11 protein-coding genes and 1 riboswitch are annotated in these 11,999 nt (G+C 62.6%); of the genes, 7 read left to right on the forward strand and 4 right to left on the reverse strand.

The window, feature by feature from the left end:
• Nucleotides 1-92 precede the first annotated feature (92 nt).
• From K3725_RS02985 to K3725_RS02995, 3 genes are read left to right on the forward strand one after another with little or no spacing between them, the layout of a single operon-like run.
• On the forward strand, nucleotides 93-1,454 hold the full coding sequence (locus K3725_RS02985) for a DUF6638 family protein (protein WP_260017380.1): 1,362 nt from the start codon (nucleotides 93-95) through the stop codon (nucleotides 1,452-1,454).
• 2 nt (nucleotides 1,455-1,456) lie between these two features.
• Nucleotides 1,457-1,723, forward strand: coding sequence for a hypothetical protein (locus K3725_RS02990; RefSeq protein ID WP_260017381.1), 267 nt, complete (start codon nucleotides 1,457-1,459; stop codon nucleotides 1,721-1,723).
• 11 nt (nucleotides 1,724-1,734) lie between these two features.
• Complete coding sequence (locus K3725_RS02995) at nucleotides 1,735-2,379, forward strand: DUF1523 family protein (RefSeq protein ID WP_260017382.1); 645 nt, start codon at nucleotides 1,735-1,737, stop codon at nucleotides 2,377-2,379.
• Nucleotides 2,380-2,450: 71 nt separating this feature from the next.
• On the opposite strand, the gene K3725_RS03000 is transcribed toward K3725_RS02995, so the two are convergent.
• Both K3725_RS03000 and K3725_RS03005 read right to left on the reverse strand, forming a co-directional pair.
• Complete coding sequence (locus tag K3725_RS03000) at nucleotides 2,451-3,002, reverse strand: TetR/AcrR family transcriptional regulator (RefSeq protein WP_260017383.1); 552 nt, start codon at nucleotides 3,000-3,002, stop codon at nucleotides 2,451-2,453.
• Nucleotides 3,003-3,005: 3 nt separating this feature from the next.
• A complete protein-coding gene (locus K3725_RS03005) occupies nucleotides 3,006-3,542 on the reverse strand; it encodes a dihydrofolate reductase family protein (protein ID WP_260017384.1) in 537 nt (178 codons plus the stop codon).
• 271 nt (nucleotides 3,543-3,813) lie between these two features.
• Nucleotides 3,814-4,013, forward strand: a riboswitch (cobalamin riboswitch).
• Nucleotides 4,014-4,119: 106 nt separating this feature from the next.
• Between K3725_RS03005 and K3725_RS03010 the strand changes: the two genes are divergently transcribed.
• The 3 genes from K3725_RS03010 (at nucleotide 4,120) to rpiB (ending at nucleotide 7,035) form a co-directional block, all read left to right on the forward strand.
• Nucleotides 4,120-5,355: an aromatic ring-hydroxylating dioxygenase subunit alpha gene (locus K3725_RS03010; protein WP_260017385.1), complete on the forward strand. Its 1,236-nt coding sequence runs from the start codon at nucleotides 4,120-4,122 to the stop codon at nucleotides 5,353-5,355.
• A 4-nt stretch (nucleotides 5,356-5,359) separates the two neighbouring features.
• Nucleotides 5,360-6,445: a hybrid-cluster NAD(P)-dependent oxidoreductase gene (locus tag K3725_RS03015; RefSeq protein WP_260017386.1), complete on the forward strand. Its 1,086-nt coding sequence runs from the start codon at nucleotides 5,360-5,362 to the stop codon at nucleotides 6,443-6,445.
• A gap of 140 nt (nucleotides 6,446-6,585) precedes the next feature.
• Entirely contained in the window at nucleotides 6,586-7,035 is a 450-nt protein-coding gene (gene rpiB, locus K3725_RS03020; RefSeq protein ID WP_039181207.1) for a ribose 5-phosphate isomerase B, read from the forward strand.
• Between the two features lie 42 nt (nucleotides 7,036-7,077).
• Here the strand turns inward: rpiB and K3725_RS03025 are convergent, their stop codons facing one another.
• Complete coding sequence (locus K3725_RS03025; protein WP_260017387.1) at nucleotides 7,078-8,655, reverse strand: beta-1,6-N-acetylglucosaminyltransferase; 1,578 nt, start codon at nucleotides 8,653-8,655, stop codon at nucleotides 7,078-7,080.
• Between the two features lie 142 nt (nucleotides 8,656-8,797).
• Here K3725_RS03025 and K3725_RS03030 point away from each other — a divergent pair, with 142 nt between their 5' ends.
• Nucleotides 8,798-9,616 (forward strand): sulfotransferase family protein, encoded by an 819-nt coding sequence (locus tag K3725_RS03030; RefSeq protein ID WP_260017388.1) that lies wholly within the window; start codon nucleotides 8,798-8,800, stop codon nucleotides 9,614-9,616.
• A gap of 441 nt (nucleotides 9,617-10,057) precedes the next feature.
• Here K3725_RS03030 and ilvD read toward each other — a convergent pair whose 3' ends face one another.
• On the reverse strand, nucleotides 10,058-11,902 hold the full coding sequence (ilvD, locus tag K3725_RS03035) for a dihydroxy-acid dehydratase (protein WP_260017389.1): 1,845 nt from the start codon (nucleotides 11,900-11,902) through the stop codon (nucleotides 10,058-10,060).
• Between the last annotated feature and the right edge of the window lie 97 nt (nucleotides 11,903-11,999).

Here is an 11,999-nt window from a genome sequence, read left to right on the forward strand (position 1 = left end):
GCTGCCCGAGCCGCAAGCGCCCCGGGCGAGGGATATTCGCAACTGCTCTGGAAGGGAGTGCATCGCTTACGTGATGCGGACAGGAGGAACATATGAAACGCCTCATCCAGCATGGCCTGATGTTCGGCAATCTCTTCCATGTGGCCTCGCCCGCGCTGGTGGAGCGGTATAACCGCGCGCTGAAGCATCTGACTGGCAAGACCACGGCTCTGACAGATTTCCACGTCGATATTTCGGGCTTTTCGCCCGAAATCGGCGATGAGCTGGGGGATGATCACTATCTGAACCATGCGGGCGTGAACCGGCAATTCATTCTCCTCAGCACCGAGCAGAAACGCTGCCCGCTGCTTCACGTGAAATTCTCCACCAGCCGGGACATCCTGCGCCGGTTTATCGAGGTCAATGAACGCCAGCTGTTTGCACTGACCGCGACCGACGCGGTGGCGGGCGAGCTGGTGAATTCGGTGTTTGAGGTGTCCTCGCCCGCGCGCCTGTTCGACATCCGGCAGGTGCGGATCGAGGCGGATACCACCCGCGGCACGCTGCGCCATGCGGACCAGCTGGCAGCGCTGGTGGAGCGGTTCAAAACCGGGGAGGATGCCTGGTTTGACGATGAACTGATCGGGGAGATGATCGCAACGGCGGAGCAGACCGGCGATGTGACCCGCAATCCGGTGCATCTGGAGCATGAGGTCTTTGAGCAGGGCAATTTCTGGACCGCGCATTTCGGCGGACTGTACCTGTTTCAGGACGTGGAGCACCCGGCGGTGATTGCCAGCGGGGCAAAGCCGGAGGGCGTGCCCTTGGACCGCGTCTTTGACCTGAGCCAGCGCAATGCGATTGCCAAGTTCCTGGAGCTGAACGGGCTGGCAGAGCCGGTGATCCGCGCGCGCGGCGTCGATGGCGCGGCGATCCTGCGGCAGAAGATGGGGTTCCTGGCGGTTTCGGTTCTGACGGAGCGAGGCAGGGACCTGTCGGGCCTGTCGCGGTCGGACCTGCGGCGGCTGGCGGCGCGCCACGCGGATGAGCTGCCAGAGGAGTTCGAGGGGCTGGCAGCGCTGGTGCGCTGGGCCGAGGGGGGCGGCAAGTGGCCGAAGATCACCTCGGATCATCCGGCCTATTTCTATTCCTTGCGGGCGTCGGACACGCCCTGCCGCGATCTGGTCAACATGCTGCTGGCGGAGCTGTGCCCGCATGATTTCCGCCAGATGTTCATCTGCCACAAGGAAGAGTTTTACCGCCAGTACCGGAGCTGGCCAGAGACCAAGAAGGCCTATGCAGCGGAGTTCCTGGCGCGGGAGTATGCGGTGGACAAGGCCGGCGCGCGCGAAGCGCTGTTCGGGCATGAGCCGGATATGGAGGGGCGGATGCCCAAGCTGCCACGGAACCGGCGCAAAGCGGTGGTTGACCGGGTCGGCCCCTGGGGGGCTGTGGACCGGGTGAGGGGGCGTTAGAGATGTTCGGTTTCATCCGCCTGATCCTGGTCCTCTTGGTGGTCTTGACCGTGGTCTACGCTGCGGTGTCGCTGTACTCGCGCGAGATGCGGCGGCTGAAGCTGAAGCGGCGCTGGAAAGAGAAGGGGTTGACCGGCGACCGCGCGGCCTTCATCCAGCGGGGGCTGAAGCAGTACGACACTTCGTTCCGGCGCAAGCTGATCCTGTTGGTCTATATCATCCCGCTGGGGGCGCTGGCGCTCCTGATCTACGTCATTAACTTCATGTGAGGTCTACCCCCATGCGTTTCATCAAATGGGCTTTCCTGATTACCTTCTGGGTGCTGTTCGGCGCCTTCCTGCATTACACGCTGCCGCAGTATGACGTGGTGCGGATCGTCAACACCTACGAGGAACGGCAGGAGCTGAACGACTGGACGCGGGTTTTCTGGTCCAAGCCTGACGACCAATCGGCGCAGCTGATCAACCGGGATGTGCAGTTCATCCAGGCGGTGCGCGCAAACGGCCGCAACATGGTCTACCGCAACGAGGATACCGGCTGGAACTGGCCGCCCTATTTCAAGTTCGACACCGCGAACCTCTATACGGACGCCAATGACAGCATCTCGACCAAGGCGAACCCGGAATGGGTGGCGGTGATGCATTACGGCTGGCGCAACGAGTTCCTGTCGATCTTCCCCAATGCGGTGACAATCAAGCCGGTGGCGGGGCCGGAGGACAAGCCAACCAACTGGTTCTCCATCATTTTCCTGGTGCTGCTGGCGGCGCTTCTGTGGGCCATCTATGTGCGCTGGCGCCGGTTCCGGCAGGCGCGGATCGACCCGATGATCGAAAGCGCCGAGGACAGTCTTTATGCGGCAGGCGATGCCATTGCCGAGCGCAAGGGCCGGTTCCGCCGCTGGCTGGATACCTGGAAATCGAATTGAGGAGGGGCCGCCCGTTGGGCGGCTCTGCAAGACGCAAGCGGATGCGCGGGCCTGAAAAGGCCCGCGTTTCTTTATTCGATCCGGTCCAGCACCCAGTCCAGCGCGGGGGAGAAGTCGTCAGGTGAAAGTGCTCCGCGTGGTGCCGCAGCGGCGGCAAAGGCGAAGCCGTGTGTGTAATCCACCAGCAGGCAGAGAAGGGTACGGGCCTCTGCACCGGTTACGCCTGCGGCGGTGATTTCCGCCTCGATCAGCCGGGTCAGCCCGGTCAGGGCAGGACCGATCAGAGACGGGTTCTCCAGGATGTATTTCGCAAGTTCCGGGTGCCGGGTCACCTGAGTGCAATAGCGGGTCATCAGATCGCGCAGGCGCAGTTTGGGCGTTGACGCTTCTGATGGCGCATCTGCACCTTCAAAGGCAATGGCGACGAGGCTGGCAATCATCTCGTCCCTGGTGCCGGCGTGGTGGGCGACGGCCATCGGGGTGACGCCAAGCGCCGCTGCCAGTGCCTTGAAGGTGAGAGCCTTGCTGCCGCCCTCATCGAGCAGCTGCAGGGCCTTTTTCAGCACATCATCCTTGCTGAGGGTGCGGCTGCCCCTGGGCGGGCGGCCTATGCGCGGGGGCATTGGTCAGGCCACCCGGAACGTGGTCTGGACCATGCCGGTGGGCAGGATGCGGGAGCTTGCTACCTGGAGGTCGATGTCCCGGTCCAGGCTGCCGAAAAGCGGGATGCCGCTGCCGATCAGGACCGGGACCGTTGTGATGGTCAGATCTGCGATCAGCCCCTGGCGCAGGAAGGACTGCACCATCCGCCCGCCGTCGATATAGGCGCGGGTCCAGCCCTGCTCTTGCAGCTCCTGCATGAGGTCTGCGGGCGCGGTGGTGCTGAGACGCACCTTATCCTTCAGCTCTTCGGGAATGTCCTGTTCTGTCAGGCTGTTGCTGAGGACCACAACCGGCTTGCTGTAGGGCCATTGGCCGAACCCCAGCACGGTGCGGAATGATCCTGTTCCCATAATCAGCCCGTCTACGCTGTCCATGAAGGCGGCAAAACCGCCATCGTCATCCTCGGCAACGGGCTGCTTGGACAGCCAGTCCAGCGAATGGTCCTGGCGGGCCACAAAACCGTCGAGGCTGGTGGCGATGAAGACATGGCCGGTGGTCATCGGATTCTCCTGTGCATCATTTAACTATATAGCATATAGTTAAATGCATTTCACCATCCAAGGGGCCGGCGCAAGACTCACTGCGTGCGAATCGATTCGGTGTGCCTAGCAGCGCCTAACCGCATGAAAGATAAGCGCCTGCCGCAAACGAACCGGCGGATGCCGGTTTGAGATTCTGGACATCCCTGTCCCTCCGGGCACGGCAATCATGCATGTCTTTTTCCGGTTTCGGCGGGTCGGATTTGTCTCCGCTTGGGGGGCGGGATTAGGGCAGTTTGCGCCTCAGCAAGGTGCCGCCCCTAGGGGCGGAGAATTGGGAAGCTGGTGAAACTCCGGCACTGCCCCCGCAACGGTGACCCCGGGCAAGGCATGGCAAAAACCACTGAAGCCGCAGCTTCGGGAAGGTGCCAGGCCCCGCCGCCAAAAGGCCCCGGGACAGTCCGGAAACCAGCCTTGCCCCGAAAACGTCAACCGCGGGCGGCGGCGGGGCGGTTGCAGGCGCGTGGCCTGCAATCTCTCTCCCCATGCCCGCAGCCAAGCCAACCTGCCGCGGGGATGCGGCAAAGGAGAGAAGCAGATGCTTCACGACAGCGAAATTCTGGCCAAACTGGTCGCCCGTCAGAAAAACTATTCCCTGGAGCAGGCGTTTTACACTGATCCGGGGGTGCTGGATCTGGACATGCGCCAGATCTTCTACCGCGAGTGGCTGTTTGCCATTCCGGCCTGCGAAATTCCGAAGGCCGGCAATTATGTGACCCATCAGGTGGGGTCCTACAATGTCATCATCGTGCGCGGCACCGATGGTGAGGTGCGTGCGTTCCACAATGCCTGCCGCCACCGCGGGTCGGTTGTGTGCAAGGCCAAGAAGGGAAATTCGCCCAAGCTGGTCTGCCCCTACCACCAGTGGACCTATGAGCTGGACGGCTCGCTGCTGTGGGCGCGCGACATGGGGCCGGAGTTCGACGCCTCCAAACACGGGCTGAAGCCGGTGCATTGCCGCGATCTGGCCGGGCTGATCTATATCTGCCTGGCGGATGAGGCGCCGGACTTCGATGCTTTTGCCGCAGTGGCCCGCCCCTATCTGGAGCCGCATGACCTGGGCAATGCCAAAGTCGCCTATGAAAGCTCGATCATCGAGAATGGCAACTGGAAGCTGGTTTGGGAGAACAACCGCGAGTGCTATCACTGCGGCGGCAACCACCCGTCGCTGTGCCGGACCTTCCCGGAAGATCCGTCCGTCACTGGTGTCGAGGGCGGCGAGACCCCGCCGCACCTGCAAAAGCATTTCGACCGGATCGAGGCGGCAGGTGTGCCGGCCCAGTTCCAGATAGACGCGCGCGGACAGTACCGGGTGGCGCGGATGCCGCTGAATGAAGGCGCCGAGAGCTATACCATGGACGGCAAGGCGGCTGTCGCCAAGAAGCTGGGCCGGGTGCCGTTTGCTGATGCAGGCACGCTGCTGAAATTCCACTACCCGACCACCTGGAACCACTTCCTGCCGGATCATTCCATCGTGTTCCGGGTGACCCCGATCAGCCCGACCGAGACTGAGGTCACCACCAAATGGCTGGTGCACAAGGATGCGGTCGAGGGCCAGGACTACGACCTGAATCGGCTGACCGAGGTCTGGGTTGCCACCAACGACGAGGACCGCATCGTGGTGGAGGACAACCAGCGCGGCATCAACTCACCTGCTTATGAACCCGGCCCCTATTCGGAAGTGCAGGAAAGCGGCGTCATCCAGTTCTCCAACTGGTACGCTGAACACCTGACCCGCGCGCTGACCGGCCGCCACCTGATCGCGGCGGAGTAAGCAGATGGGACTGCAGGCCAATTTCGAGACGCTGGATGAAACCCTGGCGTGGAAGGACGACGAGATGCTGGAATGCGTCTCAGTCGTGCCGGAAGCGCCGAACACCGCCACCTTCAGCTTCCGTGCGCCTTCCGGCGCGTGGTTCAAGTATCAGCCGGGCCAGTTCCTGACGCTGGAGCTGCCGGTGCCGGGTGAAACCGTCTGGCGGACCTACACCATCAGCTCCTCGCCGTCGCGGCCGCTGTCGATCTCGGTGACGGTGAAGGCGCAGGGAGACAGCATCGGTACCCGCTGGATGCTGGACAACCTGCGCCCGGGCATGTTCCTCAAGGCCTCTGGCCCGGCGGGCGTGTTCACCCTGCCGAAACGCCCGAACGGCAAGTTCCTGTTCATCTCCGCTGGCTCCGGTATCACGCCGAGCCTGTCGATGACGCAGTATCTGTTTGACCGCGGCCAGTCGCCTGACGTCTGCTTCATCAACTGCGCCAAGCGGCCCAGCGAGATCATCGCGCGGCGCCAGCTGGAAGGCATGGCGGCGCGGGTGCCGGGGATCAAGCTGCATTTCGTGGTGGAAGAGGACGACCCCTATCAGGTCTGGACCGGCTACCGCGGGCAGCTGAACCAGATCATGCTGGGTATCATTGCGGGGGACTACCTGGAGCGCGAGGTCTACTGCTGCGGGCCGGAGCCGTTCATGCAGGCGGTGCGCGACATGCTGAACGGCCTGGGCTTTGACATGGAGAATTACAACCAGGAAAGCTTTGGCGCGCCGGTGGAGACCGAGGCTGATGCGCCGGAGCTGGACGATGTGGTTCCAGAGGAGACCGCGGCCGCCGAGATCAGCTTTGCCGCGTCGGGCGTCACTTCCGCCTGCACCGAGACCGACACGGTGCTGGCAGTCGCCAAGGCCTCGGGCCTCAACATCCCGTCAGGCTGTACCTTCGGCATCTGCGGCACCTGCAAGGTCAAGAAGACCGCGGGCGACGTGCATATGGTCCACAACGGCGGCATCTCGGAAGAGGACATCGAGGCGGGGTATATCCTGGCCTGCTGCTCCAACCCGATCGGGCGGGTCGAAGTGGACATCTGATCTGAAGGAGGGCCTTTCGCGGGCCCTCCGCTCCCTTCTGGTCCGGGCCTGCGGCGATAAAGGGATTGACGCCGCGCCCGTCCCTTGGTCAACACGGGGCCAAGCCTCATACCCCCGTTGCGACACAGGACCATCAGACCATGACTGCCAGCAAACGCATTGCCCTTTCCAGCGACCACGCCGCCATCGAGCTGCGCAAGGCCGTTGCGGCCCATATCGAAGCCCAGGGCTGGGAGGTCGAGGACATCGGCCCGCAGACCCCGGAAAGCACCCATTACCCCAAGCATGGCGCCGCCGCGGCAGAGCTGGTCGCCTCGGGCGACTGCGCGCTGGGCATTGTCCTGTGCGGCACCGGCCAGGGCATCATGATGGCAGCCAACAAGGTGAAGGGCATCCGCTGCGGTGTCTGCTCCGACACGTTTTCTGCCAAGATGATCCGCGCCCACAACGACGCCAACATGCTGTCGATCGGCGCCCGTGTGGTCGGCGAAGGGCTGGCGCTGGAGATCGTCGATGCCTTCCTGGGCACCGAGTTCGAGGGCGGCCGCCACGGCACCCGCGTCGACATGATCAAGGCGCTGGAAGACTAAGGACCGTCTTCAGCTTTTGATGCGGGGCGGAAGAGCCCCGTGTCAGTCGGCAAAAAGGTAGCCGGTCCCGGCAATCTGCCGGGCCTTCTCTTCGGTCAGGTTCAGGAAACTGCTGAGTTCGCCCGCGTTTGCCTCGGGAGTGCTGCCTTCGCGGATCTTGTAGAGATAGCTGAAGCCTGCATCGCGGATGCGGTCGCTTTCATGCAGGATGTCATTGCGGATTGTCGGCAGCAGCCGTTCCAGCGTTTGCTGCGGCGTGCGTTCGCCCGCCAGGCCAACGCGGTGGGCATGACCGATCAGATAATCGTCGCTGAAGTCGCATTCGATATGCAGGAAGCGCGTCGAGGACCGGTCTGAATGAAAATCATTCATCAGCTCAATGGCCCCGGGATCCAGGCAGATGATCAGCTGGTCGGACTCGTAATATTCGAACAGCATCCGCATCAGCGCCCGGCGGTGGCGGGTGCGTTTCATCAGTGCCGCCTGAATCCCGCCGAGGTCGGGCAGGGGGGTGTCCTCCTCGTTGAACAGGTATTCGATCGCCGGAATATTGGTGACCTGGCGGATCTGTTCCAGCAGCCGCTTGGCGACATGCCATTTCTTGCAGACCACGATCAGCAGTTCTCGTTCCCGGCCAAGGGTGCTTTCCGTCTCCCAGAACCGCGGCGCAAAGCGGCGTCCGTCACGGCCGCGCTGGGCGAGGAACTTGTAGAGGCTGCGCCCCTCGTTGGAGATCTGGAACTCCACCCCCTGTGCTGCATAAAGCCGTCCGAGCCGTGACTTCAGCTCCTTGGCGTCAGAGCTGATCTTGCGGGCGAACAGAAAGTCCTGGCTGAGCAGAAGGTCATAGTGGTCGTTGTAGAAGTTCACTGGCATCCCGTAGTCGGTGAACATCAGAAAGGTCAGGGTGCGGGCCTCGATCTCCGCCTCCGGGATGAGGTGGCGCACCAGGGTCTGAAAGAAGGTTTCATCCGGAATCCAGGTGGTCCGGAAGAAGCGCACAACGTCGCGGCGTTTGCGGATGAACCCCAGGATCCACTCGACAGTGCGGCGGCGCAGGCACCACCACTGGCTGCCGATCTGCACCTGAATATCGGCCGGTATTTCCCTCTGCAGCCCCATGCGTTTTTGCAGGCCGTGGCTCCAGTAGAACAGTTGTTTGTGCTTGCGCTCATTGAAGAAGTGCCGGTAGATCAGCCGGTCCTCCTTCATGCCCGTCTTGATCCAGTCGCTTTCGAAGAAGTCGAAGCTTTCGATGAAATCCTTGTCGTGCTCGTCCAGAAACTGGTGCGCGTATTCCGCCGTTTTCACCGCCATGCAATCGCCCGACAGCATGTAGAAATGGGTGGCGCGCGGAAACTCCTCCACGGCGCTGCGCAGCGCGTGCAGCGTCGCTTCGACCAGCGACCATTCCCCCCAGCCGCATTTGATCCGCTTCCTGGCAAAGGTGACGTTGGGGTTGTCCGCAAGCTCCGACCGGATCCGCTGGTAATCCTCGGGCGCCGCCCGCCCGTCGAAGTGAATCGCCATGCAGTCGCCAGCTGCGGTCAGCCGCTCAGCCTGCTGGATGATCGCGTCAGGGTCTTTATGGCACAGCAGAATATATGCGATTTTTGCCATGGGGAGGACGGACTGCCTTGTTCTGCCTGATTGTTTACCTTGATAAGCGGCCTCGGCACACGAATAAACCAGATAGTTCCCGTTTCGGTAAACATATGCGATTACTGCTGGGAACAGGCAAAGACGGACAAGAGGGCGGCAAATGGGTTTTCCCGGCACCTGGATGACGGAAAGTGAAAGTGTGGTCTACCGCGTGGTGCCGAAATGCGCCTGCTCGACCATCGGGCAGATCCTCTACTACTCGGACCACGGGCGGTTCTTTGACGGCGACATCCATGACGCCAAGGACGGCCTGCACAAATGGGCGCTGGAGCACAGCCAGGATCCGATCACCCGTAATGTGCAGGGTCAGCAGTCCTATGCTTTTACCTGCGTGCGCAATCCTTACACCCGCATCCTGTCGTCGTTCTTCGACAAGATTTGCGGCATTCAGCGCAACGGCAAGCGCTACCGCGGCAACCTGGTGCCCAAGCTGGCTTATGAATACGGGATCGAGGTCGGCGGCGAGGATGGCAAGCAGGAGTTTGACCAGATCGCCAGCTTCCGCCGGTTTCTGCTGTTTGCGCGCGACACCATCCGCTGGCGCCGCCCGATGGATCCGGATATCCACTGGTCGGCGATGTCGGGGCATGTGTCGACCTTCATCCAGAACGGCGGGCGCTACAACCGGATCTTCTGGACCGAGGCGTTCAATGATGGGATGCAGGGGGTGCTGGACGCAATCGAGACGCCGCATCCCGTGGACCTGGCCGCGATCCCGCGTTTCAACGAGAGCGAAGGCCACGGCCCCAAGCGTGCGCATCCTGTGGAGGACTACTTCGACGACCTGTCGATGCATCTGGTCTACGAGATCTACAAGCGCGATTTCGAGCTGTTCAAATACGATTTCGAGAACCCGGGCAACAAGATGCCGGTGGGGGAGATCGACCTCGATGAGGTGCACGCCAAGCTGGGGGAGTAACGGGGCGGCGGAAATCTCCCGCGCCTTGCCGCCGCATCAAAGATGCGGTGGCACAAGCCTTGGGCCGGGCGCCGCTGGCGCGGCGCAGACGGGTTCGGCAAGCGGCCCTTCAGCTTCACCTTTGTCCAAATACTCCCGCCGGAGGCGCGCCGTGCGTCAGCACGGCGCCAAGCCCAACGCCGCGTGGCAGTCTGGCGCCAGCCAGAGGGCCGCAGCAGGGGCGGGAGCATCTTGCTGAAGAAGATTTGCTGAGAAGCGGTTCAGGGGCAGGTTCGCCCTGAACGCGCCTTGTCCATCGGAAAGCGACTTGGACCGCCTCAAGGGCAAGCGGCTGCGCCGCCGCGCCTTGCGCGGCCCTCGATCCGGCCTCTGGCGCGGAAAGCAAAAGAAAACCCGCCGCTTTGAGGCGGCGGGTTTGGTCTGTCTTTCTTTTGTCTTGCCTCAGTCCTCGTCGGGCAGTGCACGCACGGCGCCCTTGGCGGCGGAGGTGGCCAGCAGCGCATAGGCCTTCAGCGCCTTGGAAACCTTGCGCTTGCGCGGCTCTGCGGGTTTCCAGCCTTTGGCGTCCTGCTCCTCGCGGCGTGCCGCCAGCTCCTCTTCGGAGACCGCCAGATGGATCGAGCGGTTGGGGATGTCGATCTCGATGGTGTCGCCCTGGCGCACCAGGCCGATGGTGCCGCCCTCGGCCGCCTCGGGCGAGACATGGCCGATCGACAGGCCGGAGGTGCCGCCGGAGAAGCGCCCGTCAGTAAGCAGCGCGCAGGCTTTGCCCAGGCCCTTCGACTTCAGGTAGGAGGTCGGGTAGAGCATTTCCTGCATCCCCGGACCGCCGCGCGGGCCCTCATAGCGGATCACCACTACGTCGCCTTCCTTGACCTTGCCGGTCAGGATGTCGTTCACCGCCGCGTCCTGGCTTTCGCAGACATAGGCCGAACCGGTGAACTTCAGGATGTTTTCATCCACGCCCGCGGTCTTCACGATGCAGCCGTCCAGAGCGATGTTGCCGAACAGCACCGCAAGGCCGCCGTCCTGGCTGAAGGCGTGCTCCTTGGCGCGGATCACGCCGTTTTCACGGTCGGTGTCCAGTTCCTTGTAGCGGTTGGCCTGGGAGAAAGCCTGGGTTGTGCGGACGCCGCCGGGGGCGGCTTTGAACAGCTCCTCGGCCTCGGGGTTGTTGGCGACCTTGATGTCCCATTTGGCAATCGCTTCACCCATGGATGAGGAGTGCACGGTGTGACAGTCATTGTGCAAAAGACCGGCACGGCTGAGTTCGCCGAGGATCGAGAAGATGCCGCCGGCCCGGTGCACGTCTTCCATGTGGACGTTGTGAATGTTCGGCGCGACCTTGCACAGGCAAGGTACTTTGCGGCTGAGCTGGTCCATATGGGACATGTTGAAATCCACCTCGCCCTCGTTGGCGATGGCCAGCAGGTGCAGCACGGTGTTGGTGGAGCCACCCATGGCGATGTCGAGGCTCATCGCGTTTTCGAAGGCCTCAAACGTGGCGATCTCACGCGGCAGCAGGCCTTTTTCCTCGTCCTGGTAGTGGCGCTTGGTGATCTCGACGATCTTGCGTCCTGCTTCCAGGAACAGACCCTTGCGGTCGGCGTGGGTGGCGAGCGTCGAGCCGTTGCCCGGCAGCGCCAGGCCCAGGGCCTCTGCCAGGCAGTTCATTGAGTTGGCGGTGAACATGCCCGAGCAGGAGCCGCAGGTCGGGCAGGCGTTTTCCTCGATGTGCTTCACCTGCTCGTCGGTGAATTTGTCATCCGCCGCGGCCACCATGGCGTCCACCAGGTCGATCTTTTTCATGTCCAGATCGGCGATGTCGATCTTGCCTGCCTCCATCGGACCGCCGGAAACGAAGATCGCCGGGATGTTGAGGCGCATGGCGGCCATCAGCATGCCTGGCGTGATCTTGTCGCAGTTGGAGATGCAGACCATGGCGTCGGCGCAATGGGCGTTGACCATGTATTCGACGCTGTCGGCGATCACCTCGCGCGAGGGCAGCGAGTAGAGCATGCCGTCATGGCCCATGGCGATGCCGTCATCCACCGCGATGGTGTTGAACTCCTTGGCGACGCCGCCGGCCGCCTCGACCTCGCGGGCGACCATCTGGCCCAGGTCCTTGAGGTGGACGTGGCCGGGCACGAATTGGGTGAAGGAGTTGACGATGGCGATGATCGGCTTGCCGAAATCATCGTCCTTCATGCCGGTTGCGCGCCACAATCCGCGCGCGCCCGCCATGTTGCGGCCATGGGTGGAGGTTCTGGATCGGTACTTTGGCATCAGGCTGGTTCCCTTAGTCTTTGCCCTCAGGGACACGATTTGCGCAACAAAGGCAACCGGCCGGGGGGCTGTTCGGTAATTTTGGCGCAGTTTGCGC

The sequence above is a fragment of the Leisingera sp. S132 genome (genome assembly GCF_025144465.1).
Taxonomy (GTDB): domain Bacteria; phylum Pseudomonadota; class Alphaproteobacteria; order Rhodobacterales; family Rhodobacteraceae; genus Leisingera.